Annotated in this window: 18 protein-coding genes and 1 pseudogene; 10 read left to right on the forward strand and 9 right to left on the reverse strand. The window is 40.9% G+C overall.

The features are described from left to right. Positions 1-14 precede the first annotated feature (14 nt). Positions 15-536 carry a ferritin-like domain-containing protein gene (locus tag AWN68_RS15670; RefSeq protein WP_084362893.1) on the reverse strand — a complete coding sequence of 174 codons (522 nt, stop codon included), beginning with the start codon at positions 534-536 and terminating at the stop codon, positions 15-17. Positions 537-783: 247 nt separating this feature from the next. Here AWN68_RS15670 and AWN68_RS15675 point away from each other — a divergent pair, with 247 nt between their 5' ends. After that, positions 784-1,500 (forward strand): peroxiredoxin, encoded by a 717-nt coding sequence (locus AWN68_RS15675; protein ID WP_068417751.1) that lies wholly within the window; start codon positions 784-786, stop codon positions 1,498-1,500. A 212-nt stretch (positions 1,501-1,712) separates the two neighbouring features. Here AWN68_RS15675 and AWN68_RS15680 read toward each other — a convergent pair whose 3' ends face one another. Further along, positions 1,713-3,293, reverse strand: a complete 1,581-nt coding sequence (locus AWN68_RS15680) for an ArnT family glycosyltransferase (protein ID WP_068417755.1) — start codon at positions 3,291-3,293, stop codon at positions 1,713-1,715. Between the two features lie 131 nt (positions 3,294-3,424). On the opposite strand from AWN68_RS15680, the gene AWN68_RS15685 reads away from it, so the two are divergent. Next, positions 3,425-4,615: an aspartate aminotransferase family protein gene (locus AWN68_RS15685; RefSeq protein ID WP_068417757.1), complete on the forward strand. Its 1,191-nt coding sequence runs from the start codon at positions 3,425-3,427 to the stop codon at positions 4,613-4,615. 260 nt (positions 4,616-4,875) lie between these two features. Here AWN68_RS15685 and AWN68_RS15690 read toward each other — a convergent pair whose 3' ends face one another. Continuing rightward, positions 4,876-5,643 (reverse strand): glucose 1-dehydrogenase, encoded by a 768-nt coding sequence (locus AWN68_RS15690; protein WP_068417761.1) that lies wholly within the window; start codon positions 5,641-5,643, stop codon positions 4,876-4,878. A 123-nt stretch (positions 5,644-5,766) separates the two neighbouring features. On the opposite strand from AWN68_RS15690, the gene AWN68_RS15695 reads away from it, so the two are divergent. Together AWN68_RS15695 and AWN68_RS15700 are read left to right on the forward strand one after the other, a co-directional pair. Next, a complete protein-coding gene (locus AWN68_RS15695) occupies positions 5,767-6,744 on the forward strand; it encodes a zinc-dependent alcohol dehydrogenase family protein (protein WP_068417765.1) in 978 nt (325 codons plus the stop codon). Positions 6,745-7,078: 334 nt separating this feature from the next. Next, complete coding sequence (locus AWN68_RS15700) at positions 7,079-7,441, forward strand: response regulator (RefSeq protein WP_068417767.1); 363 nt, start codon at positions 7,079-7,081, stop codon at positions 7,439-7,441. A gap of 33 nt (positions 7,442-7,474) precedes the next feature. Here the strand turns inward: AWN68_RS15700 and AWN68_RS15705 are convergent, their stop codons facing one another. Then, on the reverse strand, positions 7,475-8,146 hold the full coding sequence (locus tag AWN68_RS15705; protein ID WP_157716274.1) for a queuosine precursor transporter: 672 nt from the start codon (positions 8,144-8,146) through the stop codon (positions 7,475-7,477). 565 nt (positions 8,147-8,711) lie between these two features. On the opposite strand from AWN68_RS15705, the gene AWN68_RS15710 reads away from it, so the two are divergent. Both AWN68_RS15710 and AWN68_RS15715 read left to right on the forward strand, forming a co-directional pair. Beyond that, positions 8,712-9,059 carry a hypothetical protein gene (locus AWN68_RS15710; protein ID WP_157716276.1) on the forward strand — a complete coding sequence of 116 codons (348 nt, stop codon included), beginning with the start codon at positions 8,712-8,714 and terminating at the stop codon, positions 9,057-9,059. A gap of 119 nt (positions 9,060-9,178) precedes the next feature. After that, positions 9,179-10,816, forward strand: coding sequence for an ABC-F family ATP-binding cassette domain-containing protein (locus tag AWN68_RS15715; protein ID WP_068417776.1), 1,638 nt, complete (start codon positions 9,179-9,181; stop codon positions 10,814-10,816). Positions 10,817-11,251: 435 nt separating this feature from the next. On the opposite strand, the gene AWN68_RS15720 is transcribed toward AWN68_RS15715, so the two are convergent. The 3 genes and pseudogenes from AWN68_RS15720 to AWN68_RS15730 form a co-directional block, all read right to left on the reverse strand. Further along, positions 11,252-13,246 (reverse strand): M1 family metallopeptidase, encoded by a 1,995-nt coding sequence (locus AWN68_RS15720; RefSeq protein ID WP_068417779.1) that lies wholly within the window; start codon positions 13,244-13,246, stop codon positions 11,252-11,254. A 115-nt stretch (positions 13,247-13,361) separates the two neighbouring features. Then, positions 13,362-14,131: pseudogene (locus AWN68_RS19290) on the reverse strand (DUF1295 domain-containing protein). Then, positions 14,116-14,526, reverse strand: a complete 411-nt coding sequence (locus AWN68_RS15730) for a DUF2177 family protein (RefSeq protein WP_068417783.1) — start codon at positions 14,524-14,526, stop codon at positions 14,116-14,118. The pseudogene AWN68_RS19290 and the gene AWN68_RS15730 overlap by 16 nt, the downstream one beginning before the upstream one ends. An 84-nt stretch (positions 14,527-14,610) precedes the next feature. On the opposite strand from AWN68_RS15730, the gene AWN68_RS15735 reads away from it, so the two are divergent. Further along, positions 14,611-15,504 carry a hypothetical protein gene (locus AWN68_RS15735; protein WP_068417787.1) on the forward strand — a complete coding sequence of 298 codons (894 nt, stop codon included), beginning with the start codon at positions 14,611-14,613 and terminating at the stop codon, positions 15,502-15,504. Between the two features lie 251 nt (positions 15,505-15,755). Here the strand turns inward: AWN68_RS15735 and AWN68_RS15740 are convergent, their stop codons facing one another. Further along, the gene (locus tag AWN68_RS15740; RefSeq protein WP_068417791.1) at positions 15,756-16,757 is read right to left on the reverse strand and encodes a hypothetical protein; all 1,002 of its coding nucleotides are present in this window, start codon (positions 16,755-16,757) and stop codon (positions 15,756-15,758) included. A 200-nt stretch (positions 16,758-16,957) separates the two neighbouring features. Continuing rightward, entirely contained in the window at positions 16,958-17,509 is a 552-nt protein-coding gene (locus AWN68_RS15745) for an REP-associated tyrosine transposase (RefSeq protein ID WP_068417795.1), read from the reverse strand. Between the two features lie 251 nt (positions 17,510-17,760). On the opposite strand from AWN68_RS15745, the gene AWN68_RS15750 reads away from it, so the two are divergent. From AWN68_RS15750 to AWN68_RS19035, 3 genes are all read left to right on the forward strand, one after another. Beyond that, the gene (locus AWN68_RS15750) at positions 17,761-18,582 is read left to right on the forward strand and encodes a type IV toxin-antitoxin system AbiEi family antitoxin domain-containing protein (RefSeq protein ID WP_068417798.1); all 822 of its coding nucleotides are present in this window, start codon (positions 17,761-17,763) and stop codon (positions 18,580-18,582) included. Further along, positions 18,579-19,436, forward strand: coding sequence for a nucleotidyl transferase AbiEii/AbiGii toxin family protein (locus AWN68_RS15755; protein WP_068417802.1), 858 nt, complete (start codon positions 18,579-18,581; stop codon positions 19,434-19,436). The genes AWN68_RS15750 and AWN68_RS15755 overlap by 4 nt, the downstream gene beginning before the upstream one ends. 161 nt (positions 19,437-19,597) lie before the next feature. Then, entirely contained in the window at positions 19,598-19,753 is a 156-nt protein-coding gene (locus AWN68_RS19035; RefSeq protein WP_157716280.1) for a hypothetical protein, read from the forward strand. Positions 19,754-19,870: the final 117 nt, after the last annotated feature.

Here is a 19,870-nt window from a genome sequence, read left to right on the forward strand (position 1 = left end):
AAATACTTTTAGCCTTAGGCTACTTTCTCCATCATTTTCAATTTAACAATGGTCTCTTCAATTCTGAATTTGTGATTTTTCAACATATTCGTGACACTTGGCGGAAGCGAAAGATCACTTTCCAAAATGTCTTTGTAATCGTCACTTGCTGTTTCCTCTCCTCGAATACACTCTTGCAATACTTTTTCAGTATTGTTTGAAGCGATAGAAGATTTTAGATCCATCCAAGCCCTGTGCAGTGAAGCTTTAAAGCTACTTTGAGTCACTGGATCTCCACCTAATGCTGTTACTTCGGTGGTTAATTCTTGAGCAAATCTCCTTCTTTCCATTACTTGGTTCTTGAAGAAGTTCTTCAACTGCTCTTCATTCATATCGTCAATGGCGTTTTCGTAACCTTCCATTGCATCGTAAGAACGTCTTAACACATCATTCAACTTGTCGATTAATTTTTCGGTATAACTCATTTCTGTGATTTTTAAATTTTCAATTACCAACATATTCGAAAGAACTATGCCAAGACCGAAAACAGTATCCATATGCCCTTAAAAGCTATTTTAATGATAAACAGACAGGCATAAAGTAGAAGAGATTCCACACTATTGGTAGAAGTAGCCACAGCGGTTTGTTATTATGCGAGTATCAAGACTTTGTGCTCTTAAACATGTCGTTCTGTAAATCCTCAGACTGTAAAAATCCCTATTGATTAGCGCTATGTGTAACATTAGTCACAAAAAAGCCAAAAGTGGAGAGTTACCTTTATTCCATAATCATAGACAGAAAATCATGGAACAAATTCAAGAACAAGAAATCATTAGCATGCCAAGAATTGGTGATGCTGCACCAGAGTTTAAAGCTGTGACCACACAAGGGGACATCAATTTCCCTTCTGATTACGCTGGTGACTGGGTTATTCTATTTAGCCACCCTGCTGACTTTACCCCGGTATGTACATCGGAGTTTATGACTTTTGCCAGCATGGAAAATAAGTTTGCAGAAGCGAATTGCAAATTGGTAGGTCTCTCAATCGATGGTCTTTATAGTCATATTGCATGGCTACGTACCATCAAAGAAAAGATCGAATACAAGGGAATGAAGAACGTAGAGGTAAATTTTCCATTGATAGAAGACATCACAATGGATGTTGCCAAAAAATACGGAATGATTCAGCCCAATGAAGATTCAACAAAAGCGGTCAGAGCTGTGTTCTTTATTGATCCAAAAGGAATAATCAGAGCTATCATTTACTATCCGCTTAGCCTAGGTAGAAATTTTGATGAATTGTACAGGGTAATCATTGCTTTACAAACTGCAGATGCATTTGAAGTGGCAACTCCCGCTGATTGGTACCCAGGAGATGATGTAATCATTGGCCCTGCTGGTTCTTGCGGTACAGCAAAAGACAGAATGGAAGACAGTGATATTGATTGTAAAGATTGGTTCTTCTGTACTAAGAAGCTTGACAAAGACCTTGTACTCAGCAAAGTACTCAAAAAGAAATAATAAGCTTAAAACCTTTACCCTTGTCGCAGGTTCTTTGAGCCTGCGACATTTTTTTTTATAAAGGACGCTGTCCTGAAGTAGTCCCCCTACCACTTTCCCGCCCTTGTTGGTGTTCTTCACCAACAAGCCGGGTATTAAGGCCTCGTGCTTCTTAGCGCTCTTTGCGTTTATTTGACGGTAAGTTGTAGATCCTTGCGGTTAATACGCCCCTTTCATTCTTGTGCATTTACTCTGATCAAGTAAATAGGCTCATTGTGGTAATGAAACTCTTCAATTACTGAATAGCCAGTAGTAGGTAGGTTATTGGTATACACAAAGTAAAAGCCTTCCCTCAGTTCATCGGTCTGGTATAAAACCGCTTTCCGCTCCGCTTCTAGGTAATAAACAATTGTAAGCGACATGCGGACATCTCCCAATCGGTGTAAAGACTCTCCTTTAGTTATTTCAGCAATTTTTAGTCCTAGGGCTTTATCTTCGGCTGCTCCTGTAGTTTTTTGGCGGGTTACAGGCACCGTAAACGAATAACCAAGGCGCAGCACCAATAGCACTCCAAGAATGATCATATAGGCTTCAATTCCCTTTTTAGCATACAACCACCATAGCGCAATCACCATCAATTCCAAACCAATTGCTATCAAGAGCAAGTGATCTACTACTTCGAGTTCTTTCACAAAAAGCATGGCTGGAAAAGTCAAAGTAGCTACGGAAAGTAGGAATACAGTAATCACTTTAGCGTACTTTTTCAACCAATCGGCATCAGTTTTTTGAATGCCATAAAGCACAATAGCAATCAAAACAGGAAACAGCGGGTAGAGATACCTCGATTTTGCTTCAGCCGAAAACCAATACACCACAAAATTGGCCACAAACAACAGTGCTAAAAACACCATCAATCTATTCGACATCAGCCTTTCCCTCACCTTCTTAATAAAGAGCACTGGAATAAATAAGGTCACCGGCAGAAGATTCGCCAATGTGGTCAATGGGAAAAGAACAAGGTGTTTTAACAAAGCCGAAAAACCACCTCCAACTGCCTTATCTGCTGATTCAGAAAAGAGTGTGGTGTACCAGCCACTCGGGTCTTCGTATAGAGAGTAGGCATAGAAATAACCCGCTAATACCGCAAAGAAGGCCAAAATTGACACAATGTGTTGAATAGAAAACAGTACCCTAAACTTCTTCTCATAAATAAAGAAGACCAATAATGATATCGCTAAAAACGGCAATGAAGTAAGTCCTTTGGTCAAGAAACCAATGGCCGTAAGCAGGTAGGCGAATAAGAACAATGGCCAATACTGTTCTAGTTTCCCAAAATGGTAAATCACTACAAAAACCAAAAAAGTAACCAAGGCATAGAATAAATCAATCTCCCCTATCATGCTGAAATAGAAGAGTATATCTACACAAGCCACATAACTTAAAGCGGAGTAAACTGCGAGCCTCTTTCCCAATCTAAATTTGAAGAACCTGTAAATTACTACACCCGTAACCAAAGCTGACAGCACGGAAATAAGGCGGGTGGCAAACTCAGAATAACCCCCAAATATTTGATAGGAAAGGATGATCAGCCAATTGTAAAATGGTGGTTTTCGATAGTATAAGTCTCCCGTTTGCGTAGGCACCCAAAGGTTATCTTGGAACATCATTTCCAAGGCAATCAAACCGCGTCTGGGTTCTTCTAAATACAGCGGATAAATACCAAGGTTAACAAACAGGGCACAAAGCAACAATACCAGCATGCCTACCAGCACCCATCGCTCATTACGGTTAAAATCGCCCTCCTTAATTAACATCACCCAAAATTAGTGCTTTATGTGATAATCCGTTCACACGGAAGTAGAATCAGCAGATCAATTTGCATTTATAACAAGCAGATGCGTTAGTCCACTGTTTTACTTTAAGCGATTCCTGCTTACTTTCGCACATGGATTCTGAGCGCATATTCCTTGATCACGTAGCACAAACCACCCCTTATCCGCTTAAGGTTGAAGTGGCACGTGCGGAAGGCACCAGCATTTTCGATACTGCTGGAAAGGAATACCTCGATTTCGTTTCTGGAATTGCCGTCTCTAATATTGGCCACCGCCATCCGCATGTGGTAAAAGCCATCAAAGACCAACTGGACCAATACATGCATGTGATGGCTTATGGTGAGTTTATCCAAAGCCCGCAAAACCGATTGGCAGAAAAGCTTGCTTCACTCCTTCCCGAGCAGCTTAGTACCAGTTATTTTGTAAATTCTGGAGCCGAAGCCAATGAAGGCGCGTTGAAACTGGCCAAGCGAGTAACAGGCAGAACTCAGATTATTTCTTGCAAGAAATCGTATCATGGTGGCACACATGGCGCACTGAGCGTTTCGGGTAATGAAATGAAAAAATACGCTTTCAGGCCTTTATTGCCCGATGTTTACTTTATTGAGTTCAACAATATTGACGATTTAGCACAGATTACAGAAGCAACTGCCTGCGTTATTATTGAGCCCATTCAAGGCGATGCGGGAGTACGAATTCCTTCCAAAGCTTATTTGAAAGCATTACGTGAAAGGTGCACAGAAACGGGTGCGCTTTTGATTTTTGACGAGATACAAACGGGTTACGGACGTACAGGTTCCCTCTTTGCTTTTCAGCAGTTTGACGTTGTTCCTGATATATTGACCATTGCCAAAGCCATGGGCGGAGGCATGCCAATGGGCGCTTTTATTTCTTCCAAGTCCCATATGGAACAACTCACCTTCAATCCAGTATTGGGCCATATCACCACTTTTGGCGGGCACCCTGTCAACTGTGCAGCTGCAGTGGCTAACCTTGAGGTGATTGAAAATGAAAACCTGATTGAAGGGGTAGAAAAGAAAGGTCAGCTGATTGAATCATTGATCGGTCACCCTGATATTATCGAAATCAGAAGAATAGGTTTAATGTTCGCTGTTGAGTTTAAAAGTGCTGAACGTGTAGCCAGAATCGTAAATCAATGTTTAGAAGATGGATTGATCACTTTTTGGTTTCTCTCTTGTCCAGAAAGTTTCCGCTTAGCCCCACCCCTCACCATTTCAGAAGCAGACATCAAACGAGGCTGTGCTATTATCAAAAATGCAATTGAAGTAACGATGGAGCTTTAGGTGATATCCCAAAAGGATTGATAGTTATACAATCAACTTGATTATTAGAATGACAACTATGAGCGTTAGAATTCCAACAATCCAATTATATAAACTGTGATACTTTCTTTCCGAGTTATAAAATGATTTGAAAGACTCCCTTTTAAATGGAGACAAAAACAAGAACCTAACCATTCCACCTATCAAAGGCACAAGTTCAGCAAGAGAAGTATCCATGAAATAGATTAATTTTCAACACTTATAACTAATATACTAATTAACTACACTGTATATCCACCATCCGCTGAAATTACGGCTCCCGTAACGAACTTAGAGGCATCTGAGGCCAAGAACAGCGCTAACCCTGCGATATCTTCTGGTTGGGCGAGCATAGGTAAGGCTTGTTTCATCATCACCACTTTCATAATCTTTTCATTACTGGTAAGTGCTTCGCTAAACTTAGTATCAATAAGTCCCGGACAAATTGCATTAGCACGAATGTTATCACGCCCCCATTCCCTGGCCAATACCTTGGTCAGTTGAATCAAAGCCGCTTTACTGACAGAATACAGTCCCAAACCATGCCCTGGTGTAATTCCTTCGATGCTAGAAATATTGACTACCGAACCGCCACCGCGACTCTTCATGCTTTCGTAAGCATATTTGGCCAAGTTGAGCGGGCCTTTTACATTCACCGCCATGATTTTGTCAAAAGCCTCATCACCAGCATCTTGAACAGGTCCAAAAACTGGGTTAGCAGCCGCATTGTTCACGATGATATCGATGCCGCCTAGGTTTTTAATGGTGCTGTCTACCAAGGCCTTAATTTGTTCATCATCGCCCATATGGCATGGAAAAGCCACCGCTTCCAAGCCTTTCGACTTAAATTCTTCAGCTACTTCCGTTACTGCTTCCAATTTTCTGCTAGACACCACTACCGTTGCACCTTGTTGTGCCAAAGCCATTGCAATGTATTTCCCAATGCCCTTACTGGCACCAGTAATAATGGCTACTTTACCTTTCAATTCAAATTTCTCAAATATCTGCATGGGTTTTTCAGCTATTGTTATGCATAGCCAAGATAAATAATTTAATTTGTTATGCATGACGAGTATTTACCTTTCGTCACTGCGAGGAACGAAGCAGTCTTTTCAAATAAATAGAACAGAATCATGAAAGCAGTCCAATTTACCTCCCTAGGCCTACCCACCGAAGTACTCAAAGTCGTTGAACTCCCTAAGCCAGCACCGGCCGAAGGCGAGATTCGAGTAAAGGTTACCAAGGCGAATATCATTCCTGCCGATATTATGTTTATTCAAGGTAAGTATGGAATCAGGCCAGAGTTACCTCAAATTGGTGGTTTTGAAGGCACTGGAACTGTAGATGCTTGTGGCGCTGGCGTAGAAATCCCTTTGGGTACCGGGCTCATTTTCACAGGTTCAGGCGTTTGGGCAGAATATGTATGTATTCCAGCCAAAACTGCCATTCCAAAACCTCAAGCCATGAGCGATGATGTAGCTTGTCAGGCTTTTGTCAATCCATTTACCGCCTTCGGTATGTTAATGGAAGCCGACTTACAAGCAGGAGACTGGGTAATGTTGACAGCGGCCAACTCTGCATTTAGCAAGTTTGTCATTCAATTGGCTTCGCAACGTGGGATTAATGTAGTGGGTACAGTGCGTAGCGATGAGCAAAAGCAAGCTTTGCTGGATCTGGGTGCCAAAGCCATTATCAATGAAAAAACAGAAAACATCTATAAGGCCGTAAAAACCGCAACCGATGGCGCCATGGTAAAAGCCGCCTTTGATGCCGTGGGCGGTGAGCTTGGCGACAAGGTGTTGAATGCCATGCAGGCCAATGGAAAAATGTTTGTTTATGGATTATTGAGTCTTCAGCCTATTCCATTGAATTCAGGACTTTTGATTTTCAAAAACTTGACCATCAAAGGCTTTTGGCTCAGCACATGGATGGCCAGCTTGACCAGAGAACAGCGTTCCACTATTATTCCTGAAGTATTGACCATGCTCACCAAACAAGAGTTAAAAGCAGATGTTGAGGCTTATTATGGTATTGATGAAATTAAAAAAGCTATTGAGCATATGGAAGGCCCTGGAAGAAGTGGTAAGGTATTGTTGGACTTCAACAAATAAAAATATTCCTTTACTATAATAGATTTTTAGAGGCGGGTTAATCCACCTCTTTTTTTTGGAAGACACTCCAATTCCCAAATTCACCAGTATAAACATCTGAATAACTGTTGACATAAGGAGTGAAATAACATTACTATAAGACGGAACAACAGAAAAAGTAGTCAATCTTTAAAGTTCACTTTCTTGGTTTATCAAGGATTGATTGTATATTTTTGATTCTCAACTATTGCGATTTTGAATATTGTGACGTCATAATGATGTTCAAAATGATGACTCTATGTCTTCTTTCTACCCATTCTAGTTTTATATTACTGCCATCTACAATTATATACATATGAAGAATGTACTGATCATTGATGACCATGCCGACATGCGCAGAACAACAGTTGATTTTTTAACCCTCCTAGTAGACAATATTCAAATTGATGAGGCTGAAGACGGTGATCAAGCTTTATTACTCATAGGAAAGAAAAAATATGACCTGATTTTATCAGATCAAAATATGCCAACCCTATCCGGTACTGAATTGGCTTCTATTCTTAGTAAGTCAGGGGAATTTAAAACGGACAAGTTCATTATTATTACTGGAGTAGAAATAGAGAAAGTTAAATTGAATGAGGATTTAAAAGTTGAAGTTTTTGACAAAGCTCAACTCCTTGAGAAAGTTATTCCACGGATAAATGAGTTACTACTTTAGTAGATTCTTTTGTTTAGGATACCATTTCTAGATTCATACTATTCCATATCCCACATCATAATCATAGGCATCCATTCCTTCATTTCGCTTTAGCCACTTGGTGATATAACTGGTGAGTGGTAGTGCAATTATTTCGTAGATCATTTTGGTTAACACTCCCGAACCGATCAATATAAATAGCTGATCAACCGAGTAAATACCATAAAAGGCAATGAAAGTAAATATTATTGAATTAAGCCCCTGCCCTACAAGTGAAGAACTAAGCGCTCTAAGCCAAAACCGTTTTCCTTGATCCCATATTTTCATTTTAGACATTACCAAAGCATTCAGGTATTCACCCATAAAATAAGCCACCATACCTCCCGCCACAACCCTTGGAACAAAGCCAACGACAGCTGAAAACTCATTCTGAAGACTCCAATAATCAGGATAAGGCAAGGCATCGCCAACCAAAAACATAACGCTCATAAGCAATTGACAAAAAAGGCCTACCCAAATAACTCTCCTTGCAATTTTAAAGCCATACACCTCGGTAAGAATATCTCCGGAAATAAAAGCAATTGGAAAGGTAATGATACCAGCAGGAGCATCTAAAAAGCCCAAAGTGATTACCTTAATGGATAGTATGCTCGAAATCAAAAGTGAGGTAACAAAAAGCATACTTACAATATGCAAGTACTTCAAACCTAGTGAGTCGGGCTTCATTTGTCGATTTGTATAATCTGTGCTCATAAATACACCCTTCCAGAAAAAGATGAAAACTGAACAGTACTGACTTCCGCTATATTCATATATACATACAGTTAGTGTGTGCTTAACTCTCTGAAGTAATGAATAGTTATTGGCCGCTCTGGTAATGAGGAATACAAAACTACAACTTATGATCGACTTAAAATACCCATAAAGCAATATTCTTACTTCGATTCAGTGTGTATTTGTGTATCAAGTATTTCATAAAAGTAGGAATAATTAAAAAATGGATTACCCTTAAATAAGAATTAAACAATTCTCAATTCAGTTCATCTATACTTATTGCCTATTCACCGACATTAAACTGCTTTTAAGCATTCGAGACTTATCTTTGTAAAAAAAACATATGATAAAGGGCTTGAAATTTTTCTTAATAATCTGCTTGTTCATTTCTCAAACAGCGTTTGGGCAAGGAAATACAGCATCACATAGTATCACTATTATCTTACCTGAATTGGCGACATTAGATTTCAGCGCTAATTCTAAAACGACTGCCTCAGAACTTTCTCAGAATATAGTTATGAACTATTCAGGAGCACTTTATACCGAAGGTTCAATACAAAAAGAACGCAAGGTAGAAGTCCAAATGCTATCTGGTAGTGCTTTGCCATTAGCACAAGAACTTCACTTGATCTATAATCAAGTCTTTGCCGATGAGATCTCAAATGATTTAGGCTTTAATGAAATCGTTTTCAACAACCTGATGATGGATGAAGAGTTTCCTCTGATTTCAGATTTCGGTCATAACGACTCTTATATGAAAAATACGGGCCTTGGTATTTCATATAAAATCCTTGGGGCAAATACGGTAGAAATGATTTCTGATCTGAACACGGTACAATTGCAGTACACACTTTCCGATTTCTAAAAAATGCATTTCCACATAAAAAGCCCTTGAAAAAATCAATTCTTCAAGGGCTTTTTTATTACCCACATCCGGTTTTTAAAGACTTCAAATCTATATCTTTGCGGCCAAATTGATCCCCTATGATTTCAGTAGATGCTGTTGGTGTTGAGTTTAGTAGCGCCACCCTATTTAGCAATGTTACTTTTAATGTGAATGATAATGACCGTATCGCCCTGATGGGAAAGAACGGTGCAGGTAAATCCACTTTGTTAAAAATTATTGCTGGAGAAAGCAAACCTACCTCAGGCAAAATTTCGGCTCCAAAAGATGCGATTGTAGCCTACTTACCACAGCATTTGTTAACAAAAGACGAGTGTACTGTTTTTGAAGAAGCCTCAAAGGCCTTCTCAAAAATCATAGACATGAAAAAGCAAATGGATGATTTCACCCATCAGCTGGAAACTCGTACCGATTACGAATCTGATGCCTACAGCAAAATCATTGAGCAGGTTTCTGAACTCAGTGAAAAGTATTATAGCATTGAAGAAATCAATTTTGACGCGGAAGTAGAGAAAACGCTCATGGGCTTGGGCTTTGTTCGTTCCGACTTAACCCGTTCTACAAGCGAATTTAGTGGGGGCTGGAGAATGCGTATTGAATTGGCCAAGATCCTTTTACAGAAGCCGGATCTTATTCTTCTCGATGAGCCTACCAACCACCTCGATATTGAATCGGTACAATGGTTAGAGGATTTCTTAAAAACTAGCGCCAAAGCCGTAATCGTTATCAGTCACGACAAAGCCTTTGTCGATAACCTCACCAACAGAACCATAGAAATTACCCGTGGTCGTATTTACGATTACAAAACTAACTACAGCCATTACTTAGAATTGCGTAAGGAAAGACGCGAGCAGCAGCAAAAGCAATTTGACGATCAGGCCAAACAAATGGCAGATATTCAGCAGTTTATCGATCGCTTTAAAGGTACTTACTCTAAAACCCTGCAAGTTCAATCTAGGGTGAAAATGCTGGAGAAAATGGAGATTGTAGAAGTGGATGAAGTTGATTCTTCTTCTCTGAATTTGAAGTTCCCTCCTGCTCCCCGATCTGGCAACTATCCAGTAATTGCAGATGGACTGACCAAAAAGTATGGTGACCATACGGTTTTCAAAGATGTATCACTCACCATCGCTAGAGGCGAAAAAGTGGCCTTTATTGGTAAAAACGGTGAAGGGAAGTCGACTTTTGTAAAAGCCATGATGGGAGAAATTGACTTTGATGGCAGCTTACAAATGGGACACAATTCCATGATTGGCTACTTTGCGCAAAATCAGGCTTCACTGTTAGACGAAAGTCTTACCGTTTTCCAAACCATAGATGAAATCGCGCATGGCGATGTGCGTACAAAAATCAAAGACATGCTTGGTGCTTTTATGTTCTCTGGCGATGCCATTGAAAAGAAAGTGAAAGTACTTTCAGGTGGTGAACGTACCCGTTTGGCCATGATCAAATTACTGCTTCAACCAGTGAACGTTTTGATTCTCGATGAGCCAACCAACCACTTAGATATTCGCACCAAAGACATCTTAAAAGATGCCCTCAAAGCATTCGAAGGCACTTTAATTCTTGTTTCTCACGACCGTGATTTCTTAGACGGTTTGGCCAATAAGGTATTCGAATTCGGTAGCCAACGCATCAAAGAACACTTTGAAGATGTGACAGGCTTCTTGAGGAATAAGAAGTTGGAGAATTTGAAGGAAGTGGAGCGTAGGGGTTAGTGACTAGTGCCCAGTGTTTAGTGCTTGGTGCTCAGTATATAGTGATCCGTGTCACTGAGATGTCACATTAGTGTTTAACACCGTACACATAACCGTCATGCTGTAAGTTCCGAAGTCTCGGAATTTCAATAACCTAGCATTTTAGAAATACAGTGAGCAACAAACTTACCAGCGCTTCGTGAAAAGATCCCTACAGGGATAACTTCGTAGCAGGCTTTACTACTCAAGCAGAACTAGTCGCACATACTTCTAAGCTAAGTCATGCTGTAAGTTCCGAAGCCTAGGAACTTCAGTAAACTAGATAATAGAAACAAAAAGACCTGTCAGGTTTTTGAAACCTGACAGGTCTTAAAAAAGGCTCGCTAAATCAATTAGCAAGCCTTTTACTATCTACAAATTACCGTGCACTGAGCACTGAGCACTAAATACTAAGCACTATTTATTCTCCCAAACGTTGTCCGCAGCATTGTTATCTGGGAACCTACCATCAGGATCTAATGTAATTTTCTTGATTTTTCTTCCACCAAATTTCAATTCAGCATTGAAAGTACGGTCTCCATTGAACCAAACGCTGGCTGGCCAAGTAACAATCGCTGTATTGGCATCAATCATTTCCGCATTGCTCATTGACTTGATGGCTGCACCACTGGTTTCAAATTCTACTTTTAACACCACTGGTGAAGGCATTTGACCTGCTTGGTGTACTGTCACTTTCGTTGTAGATCCTGGGTTCACGCTTTTTATTGAACCATCCACCGACTCGGTAGTCCATAACCAATAGTACCAAAACCACTCAAGGTTCTGATCTAATTCATTGTTCATAAAGAACACATAATCCCAAGGCGAAGGGTGTTTGAAAGCCCAAGTTTTGGTGTACTTCTTCATGGCGTTAATCACAGCTTCATCTCCTACAATGCCGCCTAACATGGCCAGCATCAAAGGTGCTTTACTGTAAGTTTGGTAGCCATAACCGTCTCCAGCGTAATTCGATAACCACATCATTGTGGCTTCATCGTCATCTCCGCTTCTACGGCCGTAGCTCGCTCCTCTTCCATTCAAATTGGCTGGCTCGCCTCTACTATCCGCAGCAGAAAGAATGTTCATATAGGTGTTAAAACCTTCGTCCATCCATCCGTAACGCGTTTCGTTAGTACCTACCATCATTGGCCACCATTGGTGGGCCACTTCATGATCAGCAGCTCCTTGGTTTGAGTTAACCACCATCGGATATTCCATTCCAGCACTTGGCCCATCTTGCATGGTCATTTGAGGGAAAGGATACGGTGCCCAAAGATCAGAGTAGAACTCTAACGCATGTCTTGTGATCTCTCCTGCCCTCGCGAAAAGTCTTGCCCTTTCTGGCAAGTATACCATGTGAATTGGAATTGGCCCTTTTTCAGGAATAGTAGCTCTTGTGGCTGTCCACATAAAGTCTGGCGAAGTTGCCCAAGCAAAATCATTCACTTTATCGGCTACAAACCTCCAAACTAAGCTTTCTCCTTCAGCAGTTGCTTTTCCAGCCCCTCTTTCATCTTCACCTACAATTACAATTTCATCATCAGAATCTAGCACTTTTGTTAAACGCTCTCTGGTTTGTGCCGAAAGCACTTCTTCAGGGTTTTGCAAAACGCCTGTTCCACTCACGATCCAACCTGCAGGCACGTCAATGCTTACATCAAAACGACCGAAGTTATTGAAGAACTCAGTTGGGCCTAGGTATACGTTGGTCTCCCAACCACGCATTTCATCAAACTTGGCTAAACGCGGGAACCACTGTGTAGGCTGAAAAACATTACTTCCCCAACGCTGGGTCATTCTATGTCCTCTACCGTTTTCACCACCTGGTAATTTTGTATTCCAATCAATTTCTAAAGTACCTGTGCTTTTCGCAGGAATTGGCTTGGCCAGCATAATTGTGGCTACGGTTTGTTGCAAGCCAGTGGCTTGTAATTTCGGTTCCCCACCACCTCTTCTTCTAAAGCTAGAACGAGCACCCAAATCTACTTCATCGCCATTCACTACCATACGTGTAATGACCATTCCCTCAGTAGTTTCGGCTGGAACAGAAGAACCTCTTGGTACATCAGCACGGAAAATATTGTGGTCTAATCTCAATACAATTCTGTCCATCGGCTGATCCCCATTATTATGGATTTTGATTGTTTCACTTCCCCAAATGGTTTGGGTTTGTGGGTTTAAACTGGCTTTGATCGTATAATCAGTTTCTAACTGCCAGTAGTTTGGCCCTGGCTTTCCTGAAAAATCTCGAGTTTTGGCCTCGAAAGCATTCATAATGGGGTTTGGAAGCGGTACATCCATGCGGATAGCACGCTTTGATGTTTCCACCGACTTCCTAAGCGGAAGTGTGTTCTGCGCCATCACCACCGTGGTAGCAAGGAGCATTAATAAGGTACAGAGGCGTTTAATCATTGTTTGAGTTTTTATAAAAAATGAGCTTAAGCATTAAATTGATCAAACAATATAAGGCTATGTGCGCTCAGATAAAAACTGATATTTCCGAGTGGTTAGAAAGTGAGATTGAAGGCTACAAAAATCTAGGAAACACCACAGGAGTTTTTGTTTTGTAAACATCAAACGCCTCGTTCCCCTCGTAACGTTTTTCTAGCATGGGCACGCCAGAAACCTTCAACAATAGGAAAGTAATAAACACAGGACTGATAAAGGCCAGCCCACCATAGTTGATGGGCAATACCATAACCGCCAAAGACCACCACATTACGATTTCTCCAAAGTAATTCGGGTGACGGCTGTATTTCCATAAACCCGTTTGGAGGATTTCATCCTTACTATTTCTTTTTTTCTTGAATTGCTTGAGTTGGTAGTCGGCTACGGCCTGAAAAAAAAACCTATCAACCAGAATGGAATGGCGATGTAAGTAACCCAACTTATCACTCCTCCAAAGTAGGCCACCAAAGTAACGGGAGAGCTTATCACCAACAAAATAACGACCTGCAACAAGTACACTTGCAAAAATGAACGCCAATAAAAAGTCTTTCCCCACTCTTCCCTCCATTTTAGATAGCGGAAATCTTCGGACTTCTTCATGTTTCGTAAACCGATATGAACACTCAAACGAACGCCCCAAATGCAAACCAAGGCATAGACCAACGTGCTTAAATCACTTCTTTCAGTATTGAAATAAAGATAAACGCAGAGCAGCACATAGCCCAAGCCCCAGGCCACATCGGCAATGTCGTTGCGCTTTAGGATCAGGGAAACGATAAACCATAAGGTTGCGTAGCCAAAAGCTAAAAGGAAAATATTAGAAAGCAGGTCTATCACGCTTGCAACCATCGCGTAATGCCATAACCCGAAGCACTGACAGCAGCAGTGAGTACCGAGCCCCAAATAATATCGATGAACACGATTTTAATGGGCCAATCTTTCAATGTAGCCAAATTGGTAAGGTCGTAAGTAGCGTAAGTAAAGAACCCAAAAAGTGCGCCCATCATAATGGCGTATTTGAGTGATTCTTTGTTGACGGCTGGAACAATGGCGAAAATATAAATGCCTACGATGAACAGCAGGTAGAAAATTATGGCGGCTGTCCAATTCACTTGATCCGCCAATAAGCCCCCCAAGTGCTTATTGTATAGATTTTTAGCCACAACCCCAAGCCAGACCAAGTCGATGGCGAAAAATACGATGGCCGTAAGTAAGTAACTTTTAAGCAGTAGTATAAAAGACATATCTCAATTTACGGAAATAACAGCAACCGAGTAATTATTGTTTTCGGTCTGTACTTATTCGAATAACATGCTTATTATTAACTCATGAAAAAGAAACTCTTACTCACCCTGCTAAGTCTGTTCATGCTTCCACTAGTTGCATTTTCGCAAACCATTCTTGAAGACAGTGTAATGAATGGAAACAATTTCCAAAAAGCAGCTTTTCGCTTATGGATTGGAAAGGACATTCAAATAGTAAGAGGAATAATCGTGATGGTTCCCGGCTCGAATGGCAATGGCCGTGATATGGTGAACCAACCAGAGTGGCAAGCCTTGGCCAAGAAGCACAACATGGCCATCTTGGCGGCAGACATTAAAGACAAGCGCAGCCCGAATATGGCCATTGAGCAATATGCCGATGTGAAAAACGGAACAGGTCAGGCCATGCTAGATGTACTGAGTCGATTGGCAACAAAAAGCGGTCACCCTGAACTGAATACGGTACCATTTGCATTGTGGGGCATGTCTGCTGGTGGCGAATTCAACTATGAATTTGCTTGTTGGAAGCCAGAAAGGGTGATTACGTTTATCGTGAACAAAGGGGGCGTTTACTACACGGCCTTGGCTTCTGAAGCGACAAGAGCAGTGCCAGGCGTTTTCCTCACGGGCGAAATCGATAATCCCTATCGCAACAATATTGTTAAAGGCATTTACTCTGTCAACCGCAGGTTTGGCGCCAAATGGATTTTTGCAGAAGAGCCAGGTCAGGGACATGAGTTCGCTAAATCAGAAGTATTCACCTTGAAATACTTTGACGAAATCATTCCTATTCGACTTGATGAAAACGGCAACTTAAAACCCTTAAGCGAAATGGCTTTCCTTGGAGAAGTAGGTACTGGGAAAACGGCTGATACTGAAACTAAAAATCCATTTACAGACATTACTTCTTGGTTACCAAATACGGTTATTCTCGAGTTATGGAAATCGCTGTTTCAGTAAAAAACTATCCTAGTCGTAGCGTCTCGCTGCGACTAGTCTAGGAAATTGTACTTTGGATGCTTGTTGGTGAAGAACACCAACAAGGGCAGCAGAAATGGAAACCGCTGCCGCTTCTCTAGTTCGTACTTGTAGTGCGGACTCGTCTTCCTTTCTTAATAATGCGCTACAAGCGGATAACAAGATAGGTACTCGCCACTGGCCTGCTTTCCGCAGGCAGGCAAGCACCAGTTACATTAGATGTAAAGAATCTATTACCAATCCCCTTTAATCGGTGAAGTGCCAGCAAAATTGACTACTTTCTCTCCGTAGATCGGGTCATAATAATGGCCGCCTTCCTTGAATTCTGGATTCCACTTTTTAGATCCATCGGCTTGAAGGGTATACAAAAATGGAGAAAGCAATAGGCGCTCTAAATGCCAGCGACCTTCGGCACCGCTAGGAATTTCTTCGCCATCACCATAGACCATCAAACCACCTTCGGCAAATACTTCGTTTTCTGGGTTAATGTCCTTGTACTCATGACTTACATTAATCACCTTATGCCCTATTTCATGCGCTACAGTCCCTCTCAGCCTGTCCTCACGCTCTAAGTTGGTGATGGTAATGATACCCCGTAAATCCTTTGGAATACTAGTAGTATAGGAATATGGAGGAAACGAAAGCCCACCCGTTCTCACCGATTTGATCATCCAATTTCTTCCTTCAGAAACATCTAAAAAGGGATAAAAAACTTCCTGCAAAACAGTCATATACACCGTTCGGTGATTGTCTGGGTTGGGTTCAATAAAAGTACGAAAGGCCATTTCTGTTTCTGGGGTAAGCTCAGCAGGGTGACGCTGCATATGCTGATAGGTATTGGCATACTCTGTTTTTGGAATGCCCGGAGTTTTGTTCGCTTGCACGGAAAGGTAGCGCGGATCGATATCGCCAGTTTTTACCCACAATAAGTTGATTTGCACCCCCGTTGGCGCATAAATTTCTTTGGCCGCTTCAACACTGTACATCAGTCTGTCTAGCGTTACTTTCTTAAAGGCAGTATCTAAGTTGGAAGGAAAATATACCCCCAAATCCACTGTGAGTTTACCGGGTTCTAAATCTGCATTGAAAGCTTCAATATCAATTCCATCTATTACACGCCATTTTACGGTTGCTACTTTGGGTGATTCATTTTCAGTGGCCTCCTCTGTTTTATTTTGAGGTGAAAAACAGCCGAAAAGGCACAGGATTAGTGAGATGCTTAGTAGTTTTTTCATGGTTGATTCTAAAGTCTGTGCAGAAGAAACAACAATTTACTTATAACCACAATTCACTCCTGTTGAATGGTAAGCTAAATCAGCATATTCCCCCACTGGTCGTAGCGTCTCGCTGCGACCTTATCCAACATAGAAACTCACACTGGTTGTAGCGTCTCACTCTGGTTGTAGCGTCTCGCTACGACCACCTACAACACTCTCTAATACAAAAAGCTTATCTCAATAATACCTTTTTGATCCTCATAATCCCTCGCACTACTAAAAACCCAATCTGACGGCTGATCTACAAACCCAGCTTCAACTGGGTTATAATGAACATAATTAAGGCGTTGAATCATTATTTCCTTGGTAGAAAGCTCGATGGGGTGATTATGCTGTTGCCAAAACTGAAAGTCTTTATTATTTAGCTTCTTTTCCCCAGCCCTCTTCATCATTCCCAGCATCCATTCCCTTCTGCTCTCCTGAGGGTTATTTTCCATGTACTTCCTAATATGTCTGGAAGTATAGCTTTTCAAATCTCTGATGATGTCCTCCAGTTTGAAAGTTCCTTCTGCGCCCAAGATTAAGTGAACATGACTGGTCATAATGCACCATGCGCCCACCAAAAGCCCTTTCTCTTGCTGACAATACTTTATAGAATCAATTAGAATATTTCGATACTCTTGCCTAATAAAGACATCGAGCCAATTTACCACTGTGAATGTCACAAAGTAAAACTCATCTTGACTGCGAATGGCGTACTTTCTCCCCATAACTCAAGTTAACATTTATCAACTAATTGATATATAATGTTTTGCTGTATTTTAGGTAGAAGGTCTTAGTAGGTCGCAGCGAGACGCTACGACCAGTGGAGCTTTGTAAAGGAGCCAAGTTTCTTACGCTATACATTTATTATGTTTTATATCATAATAGTCAGGTTAAAGCTGACCTTAGTACTATGAATAATAAATATGAAAATTATTTTTTGTATCATTGTAGTCAGGTTAAAGCTGACCTATAAACTATGAAACATAAATTCATTTCTACACAATCAAATGAGATTCTGACTTTCTTCAATCAGATGAACAAGGATTGTTTTGATTATTCTGAGGCCATGACAGCTTTGCCTAACTCCAATGAGAGTGCTTTAAAAGAACTTCTTAGCGACATGGTCAAAAGAGGCCTTCTGATGCGCTTAAAAAAAGGATTGTACTACATCATACCTTATGAGCAAGAAGCGGAAACTTTTATGCCTGACTGGCATTTAATCGCAGCGCATTTAACAAAAGGAACTAAGCATTACATCGGCTACTACTCTGCTTTACAAATACATAACCTGATAACTCAACCATCACTTAAGGAACAAATAGTAGTTGCAAAGCAGATGCGACCATCAACCCTAAAGATTAAGAACACAACTTTTCAATTCATTTACCACAACGAAAAACACTTTTTTGGCGCCAAGAAAATATGGATTGATAGTTTCAATAAAGTGGAGTGCTCCGATCTTGAAAAGACATTTGTCGATTGTCTATTTAAACCTGATTATGCAGGAGGTATTGTTGAAGTTGCAAGAGCAATATATACCTCAAAGGATAAAATAAAATTCGACAAGCTACTTGAATATACTGAGCGTTTTAAATCACAAGCAGTGATCAAACGATTGGGATTCCTTCTTGAAACACTGGAAATAGAATCGGGCATCATCAAGAAATTACAGAAAGCGAAAACAGCTTCTTACGTCCTGCTAGATACTGAACTACCAAAATCGGGCAAGATGATTAGCCGATGGAGCATTCAACAGAATTTAGAAACAGAAACCATTAAATCTGCCATCTACACATGATTAAGCCGGGAGAAATACAAAACAAAGCCCGAGAAATTGGTGTGCGAGATCAGCAGATCGAGAAAGATTATATCCTTTCCTGGATACTGCAAGGCATTGCTCAACATGGGCAGCTTTCAACAACTATAGTCTTTAAGGGCGGAACAGTATTGAAGAAAGTCTACTTTGAGGATTATCGATTTTCGGAAGACCTTGATTTCACCTTACTCGATAATGATATTTCCAATGAACAGATCTTTGAGTGGTTCACTGAAGTGTTTGAATACATCCGAGAAGAAGCCAATATTCCCCTTGAGATCATTGACCCCGAAAGTCACCTGGACAAACATGAAGATGCCCACCTGCCAGACCTGTCTACCGAACAAGCAGGCGGACAAGGTGGCATCAATTTCTACATTAGTTATGTGGGCCCACTTGGAGGAATAGGTGCAAATAAGCGGGTTAAAGTTGATATTTCAAGAAGTGAGCAATTACAATTTAAGCCTGTCATGCAAGGCACTTTCTTAGATTATTCAGATCAGGAAGAACACCAATTGCTCTGTTACCCTCTTGAAGAAGTCTTAGTCGAAAAGTTGCGTACAGTAATGCAGCGAATGCAAGCACGAGATTTCTATGACATCTGGTATTTGTTAGAAATCCATGGAATGGATGTTGATTTTTACACTGAAGAGTTCCGGGCAAAATGTGAAAGCAAGGCAATTGACCCCACAGATTTTCATAACAAACTTGCACAGCGATTGCCTCAATATAAGGGCCGCTGGAAAGCATCCATGACTGATCAGATTCAAGATTTACCAGACTTTGATAAAGTAGAAAGAGAAGTTATGCGTCACCTGAAAAAACTTGAATTTTAATTTCCCCTTTCTAATGTTCGTAACTGCTAGGCTTAGACACTAACTTTTATTTTGGCGTGGCCGGACTCAATACATTCCCGCTGAATTTGTTTTTTATCCCCTATTATGGACTGGCCATCATTTCGTTTTTTGGACATATTTCAGCCGTTCATTCTAAAAAAATGAAAAGCAAACTGTTGGGCATTGCCCCCATTCACCAATCCTATGGCATTTTAATGATGGGAATAATTCTAACCGGAGTACTACTTTTTGGACTCACCAATGGCTTTAATGGCGTGGAAATACCCAAAGAATACGAGATCATGATTGGGAAATAAAAACGGCTCGGTACTTAACCGAAAAGTAGTTCATTATCTTAGGCGTAGCGCCTCGCTACTCCCCTCCCTGGCATAAAAAAGAATTTTAATCATTCCCTTTCCAGTGCGCTTAACAAG

The organism is Roseivirga echinicomitans (assembly GCF_001592935.1).
Lineage (GTDB): Bacteria > Bacteroidota > Bacteroidia > Cytophagales > Cyclobacteriaceae > Roseivirga > Roseivirga echinicomitans.